Here is a 17,481-nt window from a genome sequence, read left to right on the forward strand (position 1 = left end):
CTTGTCTCTCGCACGGGCGGGTGGCCCCGATCCCAATAGTGTGTCAAATCAGAGAATTGCTCGTAACCGGATGGGAAACGACGGCTAAAGCGCGCAGCCGGGCATAAGCCCCGCCGGCCGCCTGGAGTTCGGCGGTGGGGCCCGCTTCGATGATCTGACCATCTTCAACCACCACGATAATGTCTGCCTGCTCGGCGGTGGCGAGCCGGTGTGCGACGAGAACCGACGTGCGTCTTCGCATAATCTGCCGATTGGACTCGAGAACTGTGAGTTCCGTCACCGGGTCGAGGGAGGCGGTGGCCTCGTCGAGCAAGAGCACGTCGGGATCGACCAATTCCGCTCGGGCCAAGGCGATCAATTGCCGCTGGCCGGACGAGAGCCCCTGGCCGCGCTCGCCCACGGGCTCGAGCATGCCGGCGGGCATCGCGGCGATTGTGTCGAGTGCGCCGACGGCGGCTGCGGCGGCCTCGATCTGCGCGCGGGTGGCGGCGGGCCGGCCGAAGGCGATGTTCTCGGCGACAGTCCCCGTGAACAGGTGTGCCTCCTGCGGCACGACGCCCAGGCGGTGGCGATAGTCGGCCAGCGGATAGCGCCGCAGGTCGACGCCGTCCACGAGCACGCTGCCGGCCGTCGGATCGTAGAAGCGGGCGAGGAGCTTCACTATGGTGGACTTGCCCGCACCGGTGCGCCCGACCAGCGCCACGGTGGACCCGGCGGGGATGCGCAGGTCAATTTTGTGCAGGGCGGGGGCGGCGGCGCCGGGGTACTGGAAGTCGACCCCGCGCAGCTCGAGTTCCCCCCGTAAGCGTCCGGAGAAGGGGACAGGGGCGCCCGCCGCGGCATCCGCAGTCTCGATGGTGCTCTTGGTCCGCAGGAGGTCGCCGATGCGCTGCAGGCCCACCCGGGCTTGCTGATAGCCGTCGAACACCTGGGACAGCTGTTGGATGGGGCCGAACAGCAAGCCCAGGTAGAGCACGAAGGCGACCAATGTGCCCGTGGAGGTGGCGCCAACCGCCACCTGATGGGCTCCGACGAGGATCACCGCGGCCAACACCAGGTCCGAGAGGAGGGTGATGAGCGGGAAGTAGATGGAGATGGCGACCTGTGCGCGCAGCCGGGCCCGCCGGTAACTGTCGGCCCGCTGCGCGAATCGCATCGCGGCGTGCGGCTCACGGCGGTACGCCTGGGAGGTTCGAAGCCCGGCGATGTTCTCCTGGAAATCCGCGTTGACGGCCGAGACGCGCTCGCGGGAGAGCGAATACGCGGCCGAGGACACCCGGCGGAAAATGAGGGTCGCGAGCAGTACCGGTGGCAGCGCGGCGAGGGCGACCAGGCCCAGCGTGGTGTTGGTCAGCAGCAGGGCCCCGGAGACCCCGACGATGGTCAGGAAGCTGACGATCGCCGTGGACAGGCCCGTCTGGAGGAACGACGACAGTGCGTCCACGTCCGTCGTCATGCGGGTCATGATGCGACCGGACAGCTCCCGCTCGTAGTAGTCGAGGCCGAGCCGCTGCAGATGGCTGTAGCTGCGCACGCGGAGCCCGTACAACACCCGCTCGCCCGCACGGGCGGTCAGCACCGCCATCCACGCGAGCACCAACCAGTTCGCGAACACCACCAACACGCCCACGGCGACGGCCGCGAAGAGCGCGGGACTGTGGCGTGGGAGTACGCCATGGTCGATGGCGTAGCGAATGATGATCGGGAACACGAGCCCCGCCACGGCGTCCAGTGCCACCAGCGCGACGACGGTGGCGAGCAGCCAACGCACCGGCGCCAGCAGGCCCGCCAATCGGAAACTCGGATCGGGGCGGCGCAGTTCCCGCTCGTCCAGCCCCGGCTCCTCGGTGGCGGGGCCGAGCGCGGCGACCGCGGCCTCAATCTGCGGGGTCGCCGGCATAGAGCCCAACGCGCCGGCTCCGGGTCCGCCGCGGACGGGAGATCCCGGGGCGGCTGAGGATTCGGCCCGTGCGGGGCCACGCTCGGGGGCCGCAACTTCCGGCCACAGCCGCTCCTGCGACGGCCTGTCCGACGCCGGGTCGCACGATTCCACGACCTTGTCGCGGGGTTGTGGCGACAGCAGTTCGCGAAAGAGCCCGCAGCGGGCCTCGAGCTCAGCCTCTGTGCCGACGTCCACCACCCGGCCGCCGTCGAGCACGGCGATGCGGTCCGCGAGCAGCAGCGTCGAGCGGCGGTGCGCCACGGCGATAGTCGTCCGGTCGGCCCGGCCTGCCTGCAGCGCCCGGAAGATCCGGGCCTCCGTCTCTGCGTCCACGGCCGAGGTGGCGTCGTCGAGGATGAGCAGCCGCGGGTCCCCGAGGATCGCGCGGGCTAGCGCGACCCGCTGACGTTGGCCGCCCGAGAGGGACAGCCCCCGTTCGCCGACCACCGTGTCGTAGCCGTCGGGTAGCCGGGTGATGAACTCGTCGGCGTCGGCGGCGATCGCGGCGGCGCGGATCTGCTCGGCCGTCGCATCCGGTGCTCCGAGGGCGATGTTCGCGCCGAGGGTGTCGGAGAATAGGAAGGGCTCGTCGAAGACGAGGGCGGTGACCTCCCGCAATTGCTCGCGGGCCAGGTTGACGATGTCGATGGTCGTCCCGCCTGCCGTCAGGGCGATGCTGCCCGCGGCTGGCGCGTAGAAGCGGGGGAGCAGCAGGGACAGCGCGGTCTTGCCGGAGCCCGCGGGGCCGACGAGGGCCAGCGTCTCCCCGGGGCGGACGTCGAGGTTCACCTCGTGCAGGACGGGCCGGGCGGGGTCGAATCCGAAGGTGACCCCGCGCAATGACACACCGACGGGACCCTCCGGCAGGCGGTGGGGGTCGGCGCTGTCCGCGATGGTCGGCTGGGCGTCGATCACGTCGTACACCCGCTCGACGGCTGCGCGGGAGAGCTGGGCCATCACGATGATGCTGGACACGATTCGCGCGACGGCCGCGATCATCGTCACGTAGGAGGCGAAGGCTAGAAAGGTGCCGACGGAGATCGAGCTGCGTAGCGCCAGATAGCCGCCGAGTCCGATGATGCACACCAGTCCCAACTGCGGCAGCGAGGCGAGGATCGGCGCGTATCGGGCGTTGACGTGGGCGGCTCGGATGCGGCGGGCGTACAGGGTGCGGCTGAGCGATTCCAGGGTGGCGATGGCCCGTGATTCTTGCCCGAAGCCCTTGACGACGCGGACCCCGGTGACAGTCTCCTCCACGTGCTGGGCGATGTCGGCGGCGCTCTGCTGGGCGGACCAGGTGGCGGCGAACAGCGAGCGGCGGCTGAGATACGCGGTGTATGCGACCGCCGGCGCGATGACCAGTGTCACCACGGTGAGCAGGGGAGACAGGTAGGCCATCACCACCAGGCTGAGCACCAACTGCAGTGCGGCGCCCGCGACCATCGGCAGCATGGCGAGTAGGCCCTGGACCATCTGCAGGTCCGAGATGGACCGGGACACCACCTGGCCGGTGCGGATCGAGTCCTGACCTTGGCCGTCAAGCGCCTGCAGGGAGGTCAGCAGGTCGAGGCGTAGGCGGTGCTGCACGTCGAGGGAGAGCTTGCCGGCCAGGAGCCGACGCCCGAACTGGCAGGCCCAACGCACCAGGCCGAGGCCCGCGATAGCTATCGCGATGGCCGCAATCGCGGAGGTGCGGCCCGCGCTGGCCCCGTCGATCGCCGCGCGCGTGAGGAGGGGGAAACTGACGTCGATGATGGTCGCCAAGGCGGACATGCCGAGGGCGCCGAACAGCAGGCCGCGGTGCAGCATGCAGGTGGCGGCGAGCCGACGGATCCAACCGCGCTGCCTCTCAGCGCTCAACTTGTCAGCGCTCAAGCAGCCACTCCTTGAGGACCACAGCCTGGTTGTGGGCGGTGTCTTTCGCGGAGAACAGCAGCCGTACCGGGCCGTCTGCGAGCGCGTTGAGGATGGGGGCCGCAACTGCGGGGTCGGCGTCGAGCTCAGCGCGGTAGCGAGCTCGGAATTGGTCGAATTTCGCCGGGTCGTGGCCGAACCACGTGCGCAGTTGGGTGCTGGGTGCAATGTCCTTGAGCCAGCTGTCGAAGGCGAGCTCGGTCTTGGCGATGCCACGGGGCCACAGGCGGTCGACGAGGAAGGTGCGGCCCGGCCCCGATTCCTGCGAGTGGCGCGCGTCGTAGGTGCGCATGAGTTCTATTGCCGCCATGACCCGATATTAGACCTGCTCAGTCGCTGGCACCGGCCGCGAGCACGACAATCGAGCCCGCGGTGGTGAAGCCGAGGGCGGACGCGAGCCGTCCGCCGGCGACGCTCGCGGGATGATGCCGGCCCTGCGCGATGAGGCCGGCGTCTAGGGCGTCCTCGAGCGCCAACTCCGCGAGCAGCACGGCGTGGCCTTGGCTGCGGTGGTCCGGATGGGTCAGCGTGCGCACGTCCGCCAACAGCCCGTGTTCAATCCGGTACGCGGCGGCGGCGAGTGGGCGGTGCTCGTGGTCGTCGAGCATGGTGAATGCGATGTCGAGGCCGCGTAGGTCCGCGTCGTTCACGTCGTCGACTGCGCAGCGGGAGAGGAGGGTCTCTAGATCCCCTGGATCGTGGCTGACAAGCGGGCCCTCGTCCTCGTCCTCGGCAGAGGCCGTGGGCAGCGCGTACTCGTCGCGATAGCTGAGCACCTCCCGGGCCATCTCGCGCGCGCCGACTCCCAGCGCGGAGAGTGCCGCTGCAAGATCCCACTCGCCAGTGGCGAGACTGGGACCGACGCGGTCGGCGATCTGCTCGACCATCCAGGCCGGACCGACGATCGCGGACGAGTCGAAGAGCGAGAGGATCCGCAGCGGGGCGCTGTCCGGGGTGGCAACCACGATCTGGCTGCCGGGTGCGGCGAGGGCGTCGTCGGGTAGACCGAGCGCACGCGCCCAGCACAGGCGGACGATGGCTTCTGAGTTGGCTTCCACGCGGCACACGGTAGCGCGGCGCCCGTCCGGGCCGAGGTGCGGTTCAGCGGGAGGGCGGATCGGGAGAGTTCGCGGGGCGCCGCGCATTCCGCGTACGATCCGCGAGGAGCGATTTCTCGAACGTCGCCGTGCGCGGAACCTCCGAGACTGGACCATCTAGGGCTCTGTGGCCCGAATACGAACCGAGGACTCCCGCGTGAGCGATCAAATCCGCCCATGGCCTGCACTTTGGGCCTTGTGCCTGGGCTTTTTCATGATCCTCGTGGACACCACGATTGTGTCCGTGGCGACGCCCGCGCTGATGAGCGGGCTGAACGCGGACATCAACGCCGTGATCTGGGTGACCAGCGCCTACTTGCTGGCCTATGCCGTGCCGTTGCTGATCACGGGTCGGCTGGGCGACCGTTTCGGGCAGCGTCGCCTCTACCTGATCGGGCTCGTCGTGTTCACCGCCGCCTCGGCGTGGTGCGGGTTGTCCCAGGGCATCGAGATGCTGATCGTCGCGCGGGTGTTCCAGGGTCTGGGCGCGGCGTTGATGACGCCTCAGACGATGGCCGTGATCACCCGCATCTTCCCGCCAGAGCGCCGCGGCCAGGCGATGGGCGCGTGGGGCGCAGTGGCCGGCGCGGCGACGCTGGTCGGACCGCTGCTGGGCGGCGTGCTCGTGGACTCGCTCGGGTGGGAGTGGATCTTCTTCGTCAACATCCCCGTGGGCGTGGTCGGTTTTATCCTCGCCTGGAAGCTCGTTCCGAAGCTGCCGCTGCGCTCGCACAAGTTCGACATCCTCGGCGTGGTGCTCAGCGGGATCGGCATGTTCCTGGTGGTCTTTGGCCTCCAGGAGGGCTCGAAGTACGACTGGGGCACCATCACCGGCATTATCTCGGTGCCACTGTTGATCATTGTGGGGCTGGTGTTCTTCGCCGCCTTCCTGTTCTGGCAGGCCAAGAACACCGGCGAGCCGCTAGTGCCGCTGCGGCTGTTCAAGGACCGGAACTTCACTGTTGCCAATATCGGCATCGCGGCTATGGGCTTCGCCATCACCGGGCTGGTGCTGCCGCTGATGCTGTTCACCCAGTTGGTGCTCGGCTATTCGCCCACGCAGTCCGCGCTGTTGATGACGCCGATGGCAGTGCTGACGGGCGTGCTCGCGCCGTTCGTCGGCCGGCTGGTGGACCGGGTCCATCCGCGCTATATCGCCGGTCCAGGCCTGATGTTGCTCGCGGTCTCCGTTGTCTGGTTGGGGATGATCATGCAGCCCGGCGCCTCGGTGCCCCTGATGCTGATTCCCATCGCCTTGATGGGCGTCGCGAACGCGTGCATCTGGTCGCCGCTCTCGGCGACCGCCACCCGGAACTTGGCGCAGGACGTCGCGGGTGCTGGCTCCGGGGTCTACAACACGACGCGGCAGGTCGGCGCGGTGCTGGGTAGCGCCGCCATCGCCGCGGTGATGGCGGCCCGCTTGACGGCCAACGGCATGCCGTCAAGCGGCGGCGACGGTGGGGACGCGTCCGGGCACGTGGAGCGGCTGCCCGAGGCCCTGTGGGATGGCTACGCACACGCCATGGGCGAGTCCATGTACTTGCCCGCGGCAGTCCTCGTGGTCGGCGTGGCCGCCACCATGTTCTTCGTCCGGCCCACCCACGCCGGGATGAGTTCCGCGGCAGCGCCCGTTACCACCACTGCGCCCGCTACCACCAACGGGGCGGCGGCGGACCAAGGATCGCCCGCGAGTTCTTGATCAGCCGGCGGCCGATGACCCGGTTGCCGCTTGCGCCGATGACGGCGCCGATGCCGAAGGGGGCGATCTTGCCGATCGTCACCAGGCCTTGTTTGGTGCCGGCCTTGACGAGGAACTTCTTCGTCAGCGTGGAGTTGAGGATCTTCAGGCTGGACGCGGACATGTCCTTGGCCATGAACGAGGCCCAACTCTTGCCCGTCTTGCCCAGCAGGCCGCGGACCAGGTAGAGGGCGCCGTCGCCGACTGCGATGGACAGCACCAGCGTGCGCCGCTTCTCCATGTCGGTGAGCGGGATGCCGTAGACCTCGGCGAGCGAGAGCGCCAGGACTGCCGCGGCGGAGAGGACCAGCGCGGTCTCGCCGCCCACGGCGGCGATCGCCGTCCCAGTGCCCGCGGCGGGGATGGCGGCGGCCATGCCGACCGCGGCCCCGCTGGTGGTCACGGTGCGCAGGAAGCGGCGCTCCAGGCGGGCGATGATCTGCGCGGGGCTCTCCTCCGGGTGTGCACGGCGCATTTTCGCCACTGACTCGACTATCACCGGGGTCGGCACTGACAGGCCGCGGTCTAGTGCGGACATCAGCGGCGACGGCAGGTCGGGGATATCCAGCTCAGCGGGTACCGCAACGTCCGTCTTGGCGCGTCGGGATAGCTTTGCCATTGCTCGCCTCCGTAAGTGCTGCTTCCGGGTGGCCGGGCTCAGACCCGGCGCGGTGTACTCGGTGCAGGTTACGGGTAAATCGGGCGGGCAACGAGCCGAGGTGACGTTCGTGACTCACACAGGCTCGGCGGGAATACGATAGTCGAGCACCTTTGCCAGGTAGTCGTTGCCGAAGAGGTGCTGGGGGTCGTGCTTTTCGCGGATCGCGGAGAACGCGTCGAAGTGCGGGTACACCTCGCGCAGGTCCGCGGCGGTACGCCAGTGGATCTTGCCCCAGTGGGGCCGCCCGCCAGCGGCGACTGCGATCTCCTCCACTGCGCGGAAATAGGCCTCGTAGTCCTGTCGCCAGTACTTATGCACCGCGATATAGGCGGAGTCGCGGCCATTTGCCGTGGACATCCACACGTCGTCTGCCGCAGCGAATCGCACCTCCACCGGGAAGCTGACCAGCTCGCCGCTGGTGTCGATCATCTTCTCCAGGTCGGCGAGGACGCCGGGGAGCGCGTCGACCGGAATGGCGTACTCCATCTCGCGGAAGCGGACTCGGCGGGAGGAGACGAACACCCGATAGCTGCGGTCGGTGTACTCGCGCTCGCTCAAAAGGCGGGCGGCCACCCAGTTCATGCGCGGGATGATGGCGGGGACGCGGGTGCACAGCCGGCTCGTCTGCTCGAAGACCAGGTTCGACAGGAACTCGTCACTGATATAGCCGGTGACCTTGCCGACGGGTTTGAGCGGGGTGTCCAGTGGCAGCCGGGTGTTGCGCTTGGTAAGGACTCGGCGGGTGTGGGGCCACCAATAGAACTCGAAGTGGTCGACGGTCTCGCAGATGTGCGGGAGGTCGCGGAGCACGTTGTCGAGCGTGTCGGGGGCCTCGTGGGCATGCATCGCGAAGGCGTGGGGACAGTCCAGGATGATCTTGCTGAGGATGCCGATGGCGCCGAGTCCCAGGCGGGCGGCGTGGAAGAGGTCTGGGCCCTGGTCCCTCGAACAGTCGACGACGGAGCCATCGGCCAGCACCACCTGCAGGCCCACGACCAATCCAGCGAGGCCGCTGAACGCACTGCCGGTGCCGTGGGTGCCCGTGGAGATCGCGCCGGCGACGGACTGCGTATCGATGTCACCCAGGTTCTGCATCGACAGGCCGCGGGCCCACAGCAGCTCGTTGAGCTGGTGCAACGGTGTGCCGGCCAGCACGGTGACGTGTGCGCCCGTCGCGGTGGGCACCACAGATTCGATGCCGGACATCCGTCGGAGATCGACTAGCACCCCGTCGGTAACCGCGATCGGGGAGAAGGAATGCCCCGCGCCAACGCATTTGACCTGCAGTCCAGTATTCGCTGCCGCGGTGACGAGGCGTGTCAAATCATGAACATCGGCGGGAAGCTGGGTACTGTGCGGGTTACTGTGAGCGCTGTCGGCCCAATTTCTCCAAGTTGGCTCGGTCACATTTACATTATGGGCCTGGACGAACGTTCAGGTCAAAACGTGCGAATAATTAGGTGTCGAAGTGACTACTCGCGAAGTTAATTCTCGTCTGCCCGCAGAAGAGCGACGGGCGCAGCTTGTGCGTGCCGCCCTGACGCTCGCGGAGCAAGAGGGGTTCGGCTCTGTGACGATCCGTCGCGTGGCCGACACAGCTGGCGTCTCGCTCGGGGTGGTGCACTACTGCTTCGAGAACAAGGAAGAGCTCATGGGCGCCGCGATCTCGAACGTGGTCGCCTCGCTCGGCGAGGCGACGCAAGCCGTCTATGCCCAGTCCGCGGAGGGTGTCGAGCACACCCAGGGCATCGAGGGCCTCCGGGAGATGATCCGCAACGGCCTGGCCGCCATGTGGGTGTTGATCGAGGAGACCCCCAACGTTCAGCTGTTGACGTACGAGATCACCACCTATGCGCTGCGGCTGAGGCCGCACGACCACGACGGCTCGAAGACTCTCGCTGGCCGGCAGTACGTGGTCAGCGACACGGTCGCGACGGATTTCCTGGTCAACTCGGCGGCGTTCACCGGCACCGAGTGGACCGAGTCGCCAGATTACCTGGCGCGTTTGAGCGTGGCGATGATCGACGGCGTGGTGCTGCGGTGGCTGGTCGACCGCGACTCCGAGTCCGCGAACCGCCAGCTCGTGGACTTGGTCGACTTCTTCGTCGGCAAGGCCGTGGCGAAGGGCTGATCCTGCGCGTCAGAGTCAAATAGCTCGGGGCGGTACCGATTTCGCGGTACCGCCCCACTTGCTGCCTGCGCGGGCTACTTCGTGTAGAGCGCCTCGATGGTGTCCGCGTAGGTCTCGTGGACGACATTGCGCTTGAGCTTGAGCGTCGGCGTCAGCTCGCCGGACTCGATGGTGAAGTCGCTATGCAGCACCTGGAACTTCTTGATCGCCTCGGCCTTGGAGACCTGCGCGTTGGCGGATTTGACCGCGGAGTCGACCTCGGCGATGAGGTCGGGATCCACCGCGAGCTGCTCGATGGGCATGTCCGCGGCCTTGCCGTTGCGCTGCAGCCAGCCGGGGATGGCCTCCGGGTCGAGGGTGATCAGCGCTGCGATGAAGGGCTTCGCGTCGCCGACAACTATCGCCTGGCTGATCAGCGGATGCGCCCGGATGGTGTCCTCGAGCCCGCTGGGTGCGACGTTCTTGCCGGCGGCCGTGACGATGATCTCCTTCTTGCGGCCTGTGATGAACAGGTAGCCGTCCTCGTCGAGCCGTCCGATGTCGCCGGTGTGGAACCAGCCGTCGCGGATCGAGTCGGCCGTGGCGGCGTCGTTCTTCCAGTACCCGTTGAAGACCACCGAGCCCTGCACCAGGACCTCGCCGTCCTCGGCGATGCGCACGCCGCTGCCGTCCACCGGCTGGCCGACGGAGCCGACCCGCTGGGCGCCCTCGCGGTTGACGGTGACAGCCGCGCTGGTCTCCGTGAGGCCGTAGCCCTCGTAGATGGTGACGCCGACGCCGCGGTAGAAATGCCCGAGGCGGGCGCCCAGCGGCCCGCCGCCGGACACCGCGGCCTCGCAGCGTCCGCCAAGCGCGGCCTTGAGCTTGGAGTAGACGAGCTTGTCGAAGATGGTGTGCTTGAGGTTCAGGAGGAAGCTGGCCCCTCCGGTGTCCTGGGCCTCGCTCCACTCGATGGCCGTGGCCTCCGCTGCGGCGAAGATCTTGCCCTTGCCGCCGTCTTCGGCCTTCTGCTTGGCGGTGTTGTACACCTTCTCGAACACGCGCGGCACCGAGAGCACGAATGTCGGCTTGAACTTACCGAGGTGCTCCACGAGGTTCGGGATGTCGGAGGTGTGGCCGATGGTGAGCTTGGCGGCGAAGCCGGCGACCGAGATGGCGCGGGCGAAGATGTGCGCCATCGGCAGGAAGAGCAGCGTGGTTTTGCCCTCGACCATCATCGATCCGAGGGCTTGGGTCGCCGCGGCGGCTTCGGAGAGCAGATTCAGGTGGGTCAGCGCGGCGCCCTTGGGCCGGCCGGTGGTGCCGGAGGTGTACACCAGGGTCGCGGGATCGGTGACCACGACCTGGTGGCGGCGGGCATGCAGCACCTCGTCGGTGACCGACTTGCCTTTCTCGGTGAGCTGTTCGACCGCGCCGGAGGCGCCGTCGAACTGCAGGACCGTCTCGACAGTGCCCAGGCTCTTGACGATCGGCGCGACCAGCGCGGTGTGCTGGTCGGTCTCGAAGACGAGCATCTTGGTACCGGAGTCTTTGAGAATCCACTCGACCTGATCGGCCGAGGAGGTCTCGTAGATGGCAACGGTGACCGCGCCCGCCGTCCAGATTGCGAAGTCCAGGGCCACCCACTCGTACCGGGTGCCGGACATGATGGCCACGCGGTCGCCGTACTCGATGCCGGAGGCGATCAGGCCCTTCGCGAGAGCGGAGACCTCGGCAGCGAACTGGGCTGCCGTGACGTCCATCCACGCGCCGTTGGCGTTCCGCTGGAATGGCACGAAATTCGGCGTCTTCTCGGCGAACTCGAAGACGTTATCGGAAAGTGTCGCGTCATCTTTGATGGTGTAGGACGCAGGAACAACATATTCGCGCACGGAAACCCCCTCATAGGCTTTGTAGTGACCATAGTCACTTTGCGGATCTGGTGAGACAATATCCGATGCGTTTGGCCAGGGCACGTGGGGGACGCCCTTGGTTACTCGTCGGTACGAAAATTCTCCGCTGAGATCTGGGGCACAATCGGCGTATGGCGTTCTATGAGGGGGTCTCGGGGGCGGTCTTCTACCGGCATTGGGCCGTTGTCGCGGGCCCGGTCCGGGGCACCGTCGTGTTCCTCCACGGACTGGGCCAGCACAGCGGCGACTATCACCATTTCGCGGGGGCTTTGAACAAGGCGGGAATCTCCGTGTGGGGGCTGGACCATGTGGGGCATGGGCTGACCGAGGGGGCGCTGGGCACACCAGGCCCCATCCCCGACCTGGCGGAGAACGCACAGCGGCTCATCACCCGGGCGGTGGCGGCCGGGGAGACTTCGCCGCTGGTGCTGATGGGGCACTCGTTGGGGGCGGGGGTGGCGTTATCGCTGGCCACCACCGCGCCCCGCTGCGCGGACGGTCTGATCCTGTGCGGCGCGCCCCTCGGCCCAGGCCGGCGGGCGGGGGCGGGCGCGACGGCGGAGAGCGGCACCCGTGCGCGGCACTGGCAGGACATGCGGGAACAACTCGCCGTCCGTCTGGCGGCAATGCCGGTGCTGGCCCTGCACGGGGAGGATGACCGCATCATCCCGTTGGCCGGGGTGCGGGCGACGTTGGACGAGCTGGTGGGCGTGAAGCTGGTCACCTACCCGTCCGCAGGCCACGACCTGCTGCACGAGCCCGTGCGAGACGAGGTCGCCGCACGGGTCGTGCAGTTCGTGCTCAGCCTCGGCTGAGTTTGCGTGTGGTCAGGCCGCGGCGAGGATTGCGGGCCGCAGGGCTGGGATCTCAGCCGGCTCTGCGAGGTTGAGCTCCCAGCGCCAGATCGCGTGCTCCAGTTCCACCAGGGACACGGCGATCCCATCGGCCACCGCGCTGAGCAGTCCGCGAACAGCGTCGATGCCCGGGTCCTCGCCCAGAGTCTCGATGACGAAGCGGGAGCTGAGCGACTGCGGCTGCACCCAGGACACCCCGACGAGCATCAGCAGGTAGGTCCAGTTGATCTCGTCGGTGGCGGCGGAGGCGGACATCCACGCGTCGCGCGCCGCCTGGTAGCGGGTGGGGTCGGTGACGACCGCCCGCAGGTCCGCCGCGGAGTCGATGCGCAGGGCGTGCAGGCTCTCGGCCGCCTCCTGGATGGCATTCGCCCGCAGGGACAGTGAATCGGAGTAGGAGCGCTTGTAGTTCCCGATCTTGCCGCTCCACGTGAGCGCGCCGCCCACCTCCTCGAAGGTGCGCAGCAGGGCGCGGGTGCCGTCGACGACGTCGGCTTGCCCCTGGGCGCTGCGGTAGGCGCGGTAGCGGTCGACGGCCCGGACGGATTTGCCGTATTCGGCCGCGGTGGACTGGATCGCGTCAATTACCGCGAGGGCCAGGCTGTCGTGGAAGCGGTCCGGCCGCGTCCACTCCACCGGGTTGCCCAACAGGTCCTGCGCGGCGGCTAGCAGGAGGTCTAGATCTTTCGTGCCAACGTGCGTGCCCACTTCGGGGAACTCCTTCGTGACGGTGTGATAAATCCCTCACTTGAGCATCGGCGTCTGTGACGGAAGTGTTACAAACCCCGAAGTGGGCTATGTGCCGCTGGTAGCGGCCGCACGGGAATTGTTAGGAGGTGGCCTCCAGGTCGCCGTCCAGGTAGGCCTGGTAGGCGGGCAGGTCCAGCTGCCCATGTCCGGACAGGCCGATCACGATCACCTCGGGCTTGGTCAGCCCCCGGGCGTACTCGGCCGCGGCGGCGATGGCGTGGGCCGCCTCAGGGGCGGGCACGATGCCCTGGGTGCGGGCGAAAAGCACTCCGGCGGCAAAGGCTTCGCGCTGGTCAATGGCCTGACCGGTGACATAGCCGAGCTCTACTGTGTGGCTCAGCATCGGTGCCATGCCGTGGTACCGGAGGCCGCCCGCGTGGATCGGGTCGGGAATGAAATCCTGGCCCAGGGTGTGCATCTTGAGCAGCGGGGTGAAGCCGGCGAGGTCGCCGTGGTCGTAGCGGTACTCGCCCTGGGTGATCGACGGGCACGCGGCGGGCTCGACGGCGATGACGCGTGTTTTGGCCCTACCGTGCAGTACTTCACGGATGAACGGGAATGCGAGGCCGGCCAGGTTCGAGCCGCCGCCCGCGCAGCCGAACACGATATCGGCGTTCTCCTCGCCCGCGTTGCGAAGCTGCTCCACGGCCTCCTGGCCGATCACAGTCTGGTGCAGCACCACGTGGTTCAGCACGCTGCCCAGCGCGTAGCGGGTGTTCGGCTCGCTGGCCGCGATCTCAATAGCCTCGCTGACCGCGATGCCGAGGCTGCCAGGGGTGTCGGGGTCCTCGGCGAGGAGCTTTCGCCCGGTCTCCGTCAGTGGGGACGGGCTGGGGTGGACCTTGGCCCCGTACGTCTCGATCAGGTGCCGACGGTACGGCTTGGTCCTATAGGAGGCAGCGACCTGCCAGACGTCCAGCTCGATGTCGAACTTGGCGCAGGCGAAGGCCAGCGCGCTGCCCCACTGGCCGGCGCCGGTCTCGGTGGTGAGCTTGGTGACACCGTCGATCGAATTGTAGTAAGCCTGCGCGACGGCGGTGTTGGTCTTGTGGCTGCCGACGGGGCTGACGCCCTCATATTTGACATAGATCCGGGCGGGGGTGCCAAGTGCGCGCTCGAACTCGTACGCGCGGATCAGCGGCGCGGGACGCCAGGTGGCGTAGGCCTCGCGGATGGGCTCCGGGATCTCGATGTACTGCTCCGTCGCCGCTTCCTGCGCGATGAGCTCGGAGGGGAACAGCGCCGCGAGGTCCTCAGGGGTCACCGGCTCGCGGGTGCCCGGGTGTAGATGGGGCGGCGGCGGTACGGGCAGGTCCGCGGTGATGTTGTACCAGTGGGTGGGAATGGGGGTCGGCTGGATCACAGGCGCTGTCCTTCACGAGGTCGGGTCGGGGGAGCGGATGAGTTCGAGAATCTGATGTGCGAGACACACTATCGGGGGCTGCGGGCGGCCTCGCGGGGCGCGCGCAGGGTCTGGGGCGGTCAGCCCGCAGTCTTGCCGTTGTCCGCAAGGTGCACCGAGCCGTGGATCGCCGCCGCGTCGTCCGACGCCAGGAAGCAGATCAAGGCCGCGACGTCCTCCGGCCGCATCAGCCCGCGCGGCGCGGCCGAGCGCAGCACCAGATCGAAGTCGACCCCCTCTGGGAAGGTGAAGCCTGCGACCAGCGGTGTCGTCATACCGCCCGGGCAGACGGCGTTCACCCGCAGTGTCGAACCGCTGTACTCCACGGCGAGCGCGCGGGTCAGGCCGATCAACGCGTGCTTGGCGGCGCAATACCCCGCCGAGTACGCCTGGCCCTGCACGCCGGCGATCGAGGCGACATTGACGATGTTGCCGCGGCGTTCGAGTAGGTGGGGGATCGCCGCGCGGGAGAGGTAGAACGGGCCGTTGAGGTTGACCGCGAGGTCGTCGGCCCACTCCTCGTCGGTGACCGAGTGGGAGTGTCGCAGAGTGTGCGCGCCGGCGACATTGATCAGCAGATCCAGACCGCCAAACCGGGCCACACACGCTGCGACGGCGTCCGCGCACGCCTCAGACGAGCCGATATCGGCGGCGAAATACCGATTATCCGACGGATCGCCGGTGATATCGGACATAGCCGAGGCCAGCGCGCTGGCGTCGCGTGCCACGCCCAGAACTGTCGCGCCGCGACGGTGCAGGAGCTCGGCCACGGCGCGGCCGAGGCCGGAGGACGCCCCGGTCACCAGTGCTACCTTGCCGGTCAGGGCATCGCGGGGCGCTTCGGGCCGGGTGTGATTGACGGTGGGCACAGTTGTGGGGCTCCATTCTGGCCGCGCGTGCGATGCCAGGTTGATAACGAGGGTTCTGCGGCCGCGGCGACGGCGGCGCGGCAGTATGCCACCACATGATCGCACTAGGCCTTCGCAGCTCCTCTGCGGTGGTATAAACTGCTGGTCAAATGAGTGAAATTGACAGTGAAACTGAGCCAGTATCCGCTAATCTCGAAGGCGTGGAGCCCACCTTCGCAGAATTAGGCATTGACGAACGGGTGCTGCGCGCACTCAATGACGTCGGCTATGAGACCCCGTCGCCCATCCAGGCGGCGACCATCCCCCTGCTCCTCGAGGGCCGTGACGTTGTGGGCCTCGCCCAGACGGGCACCGGTAAGACCGCCGCGTTCGCCGTGCCGGTCCTGAGCAATATCGACGTCACCCAGAGGACGCCCCAGGCGTTGGTCCTGGCGCCCACCCGTGAGTTGGCGCTCCAGGTTGCCGAGGCGTTCGGCAGCTACTCGGTGCACCTGCAGGGCGTGAACGTCCTGCCGATCTACGGTGGCCAGAGCTATGGCGTCCAGCTGGCGGGGCTGCGCCGCGGCGCGCATGTCGTCGTCGGCACCCCCGGTCGCGTGATCGACCACCTGGAGAAGGGCACACTCGACCTCACGGCGCTGAAGTACCTGGTGCTCGACGAGGCCGACGAGATGCTGAAGATGGGCTTCCAGGAGGATGTCGAGCGGATTCTGCGCGACACCCCCAAGGACAAGCAGGTCGCGTTGTTCTCCGCGACGATGCCGTCCTCGATCCGCCGGCTCTCGAAGCGCTACTTGAACAACGCCGAAGAGGTGACGATCAAGGGCAAGACCGCGACGGCCACGAATATCACCCAGAAGTGGGTGTCGGTCTCCAACAACCGCAAGCTCGACGCGATGACTCGCATCCTCGAGGTCCTCGACTTCGACGCGATGATCATCTTCGTCCGCACCAAGCAAGCCACCGAGGAGCTCGCAGAGCGCCTGCGCGCCCGTGGCCTCTCGGCCGCCGCCATCAACGGCGACATCGTGCAGGCCCAGCGCGAGCGGACCATCGGCCAGCTCAAGGACGGTCGCATCGACATCCTGGTGGCGACGGACGTCGCCGCGCGCGGCCTAGACGTCGAGCGCATCTCCCATGTCGTCAACTACGACATCCCGCACGACACCGAGGCCTACGTGCACCGCATCGGCCGCACCGGCCGCGCGGGCCGCTCCGGCGAGGCGCTGCTGTTCGTCTCCCCGCGGGAGACCCGCCTGCTCAAGGCGATCGAGCGCACCACCCGTCAGCCGCTGGTCGAGATGAGCCTGCCGTCGGTCGACGACGTCAACGCACAGCGTGTGACGAAGTTCGGGGACGCGATCACCGCGAGCCTCGAGGGCAACACCGTCGACCTGTTCCGCAAGCTCATCGAGGACTACCACGCCGAGCATGACATCCCGATGGTGGATATCGCCGCGGCGCTGGCGAGCCAGTCCGTCGAGGGCGACTCCTTCCTCCTCAAGCCAGAGGCCGATCGGCCCAGACGCGAGGAGCGCGAGCGCGGGCATGACAAGTTCGGTGCTGATCGTCCTGCACGCCAAGAGGGCAACCGCGGCCGCAAGGGCGGCGGGGACCTGGCGATGTACAAGATCCAGGTGGGCCGACGCCACGGCGTGCAGCCGGGAGCCATCGTCGGGGCCATCGCGAACGAGGGTGGGCTGAACCGCGGCGACTTCGGGCACATCAGCATTAAGCCGGACTACACGTTGGTGGAGCTGCCCGCGGAGCTGTCCCGCGAGACCATGACCGCGCTGCGCAGCACCCGCATCTGCGGCGAGCTGATCGAGCTGAAGAAGGACGACGGCCCGCCGAGCGGACGCCCGGGAAACTACGGCGACAAGCCGAAGTTCGCGGACAAGAAGTTCGGTGATAAAAAGTTTGGCGACAAGAAGTTCGCCAGCAAGAAGCCGACTTTCCAGAGCGGCGGCTATAAGGGCAACAGCTCGGCCAGTGGCCGGGACAGTGCGCCGCGTGAGGGCGCACCCCGTGAGGGCGGCGCCGGACACGGGACCTTCCGTGACCGTGCGGCGAAGACCGAGGGCTATAAGTTTAAGCCGAACAAGTTCTAGTTTGACGGGGTTTTTCGCGAATCCCACACAGTGAGCATGCCTCTGGCCACCGGTTTCCGGTGGCCAGAGGCATTTCTGCAACACGTTCCTGTGTCGCCCTTCACAACCGGGCTCAAACCG

General features: G+C 67.8%; 13 protein-coding genes. 4 read left to right on the plus strand and 9 right to left on the minus strand.

Features of this window, described 5'->3' with window-relative positions:
• Positions 1 to 43 precede the first annotated feature (43 nt).
• Genes TBIF_RS05385 through TBIF_RS05395 form a run of 3 tightly spaced genes read right to left on the minus strand, consistent with a single transcriptional unit; the run spans position 44 to position 4,914 of the window.
• A complete protein-coding gene (locus tag TBIF_RS05385) occupies positions 44 to 3,751 on the minus strand; it encodes an ABC transporter ATP-binding protein (RefSeq protein WP_084611556.1) in 3,708 nt (1,235 codons plus the stop codon).
• 55 nt (positions 3,752 to 3,806) lie between these two features.
• Positions 3,807 to 4,166 (minus strand): DUF488 domain-containing protein, encoded by a 360-nt coding sequence (locus TBIF_RS05390; protein WP_024793831.1) that lies wholly within the window; start codon positions 4,164 to 4,166, stop codon positions 3,807 to 3,809.
• 19 nt (positions 4,167 to 4,185) lie between these two features.
• Positions 4,186 to 4,914: a GNAT family N-acetyltransferase gene (locus tag TBIF_RS05395; RefSeq protein WP_038169880.1), complete on the minus strand. Its 729-nt coding sequence runs from the start codon at positions 4,912 to 4,914 to the stop codon at positions 4,186 to 4,188.
• Positions 4,915 to 5,167: 253 nt separating this feature from the next.
• Here TBIF_RS05395 and TBIF_RS05400 point away from each other — a divergent pair, with 253 nt between their 5' ends.
• A complete protein-coding gene (locus TBIF_RS05400) occupies positions 5,168 to 6,652 on the plus strand; it encodes a DHA2 family efflux MFS transporter permease subunit (RefSeq protein WP_207165452.1) in 1,485 nt (494 codons plus the stop codon).
• Here TBIF_RS05400 and TBIF_RS05405 read toward each other — a convergent pair.
• Together TBIF_RS05405 and TBIF_RS05410 are read right to left on the minus strand one after the other, a co-directional pair.
• Positions 6,603 to 7,310 carry a hypothetical protein gene (locus TBIF_RS05405; protein WP_038169886.1) on the minus strand — a complete coding sequence of 236 codons (708 nt, stop codon included), beginning with the start codon at positions 7,308 to 7,310 and terminating at the stop codon, positions 6,603 to 6,605. The two genes, TBIF_RS05400 and TBIF_RS05405, sit on opposite strands and share 50 nt — an antisense overlap.
• Positions 7,311 to 7,424: 114 nt before the next feature.
• The gene (locus TBIF_RS05410) at positions 7,425 to 8,759 is read right to left on the minus strand and encodes a D-arabinono-1,4-lactone oxidase (protein WP_024793835.1); all 1,335 of its coding nucleotides are present in this window, start codon (positions 8,757 to 8,759) and stop codon (positions 7,425 to 7,427) included.
• Between the two features lie 61 nt (positions 8,760 to 8,820).
• Here TBIF_RS05410 and TBIF_RS05415 point away from each other — a divergent pair, with 61 nt between their 5' ends.
• Positions 8,821 to 9,483: a TetR/AcrR family transcriptional regulator gene (locus tag TBIF_RS05415; protein WP_038169887.1), complete on the plus strand. Its 663-nt coding sequence runs from the start codon at positions 8,821 to 8,823 to the stop codon at positions 9,481 to 9,483.
• 74 nt (positions 9,484 to 9,557) lie between these two features.
• Here TBIF_RS05415 and TBIF_RS05420 read toward each other — a convergent pair whose 3' ends face one another.
• Positions 9,558 to 11,354 (minus strand): AMP-dependent synthetase/ligase, encoded by a 1,797-nt coding sequence (locus tag TBIF_RS05420; protein ID WP_024793837.1) that lies wholly within the window; start codon positions 11,352 to 11,354, stop codon positions 9,558 to 9,560.
• A 152-nt stretch (positions 11,355 to 11,506) separates the two neighbouring features.
• Between TBIF_RS05420 and TBIF_RS05425 the strand changes: the two genes are divergently transcribed.
• Positions 11,507 to 12,190, plus strand: a complete 684-nt coding sequence (locus TBIF_RS05425) for an alpha/beta hydrolase (protein ID WP_024793838.1) — start codon at positions 11,507 to 11,509, stop codon at positions 12,188 to 12,190.
• Between the two features lie 12 nt (positions 12,191 to 12,202).
• On the opposite strand, the gene TBIF_RS05430 is transcribed toward TBIF_RS05425, so the two are convergent.
• The 3 genes from TBIF_RS05430 to TBIF_RS05440 form a co-directional block, all read right to left on the minus strand.
• The gene (locus TBIF_RS05430) at positions 12,203 to 12,937 is read right to left on the minus strand and encodes a DUF8548 family protein (protein ID WP_024793839.1); all 735 of its coding nucleotides are present in this window, start codon (positions 12,935 to 12,937) and stop codon (positions 12,203 to 12,205) included.
• A 121-nt stretch (positions 12,938 to 13,058) separates the two neighbouring features.
• Entirely contained in the window at positions 13,059 to 14,342 is a 1,284-nt protein-coding gene (locus tag TBIF_RS05435; protein ID WP_024793840.1) for a TrpB-like pyridoxal phosphate-dependent enzyme, read from the minus strand.
• 119 nt (positions 14,343 to 14,461) lie between these two features.
• A complete protein-coding gene (locus TBIF_RS05440; protein WP_024793841.1) occupies positions 14,462 to 15,250 on the minus strand; it encodes an SDR family NAD(P)-dependent oxidoreductase in 789 nt (262 codons plus the stop codon).
• A gap of 149 nt (positions 15,251 to 15,399) precedes the next feature.
• On the opposite strand from TBIF_RS05440, the gene TBIF_RS05445 reads away from it, so the two are divergent.
• Complete coding sequence (locus tag TBIF_RS05445; RefSeq protein WP_024793842.1) at positions 15,400 to 17,361, plus strand: DEAD/DEAH box helicase; 1,962 nt, start codon at positions 15,400 to 15,402, stop codon at positions 17,359 to 17,361.
• Positions 17,362 to 17,481: the final 120 nt, after the last annotated feature.

It is taken from the genome of Tomitella biformata AHU 1821 (assembly GCF_000524475.1).
Lineage (GTDB): Bacteria > Actinomycetota > Actinomycetes > Mycobacteriales > Mycobacteriaceae > Tomitella > Tomitella biformata.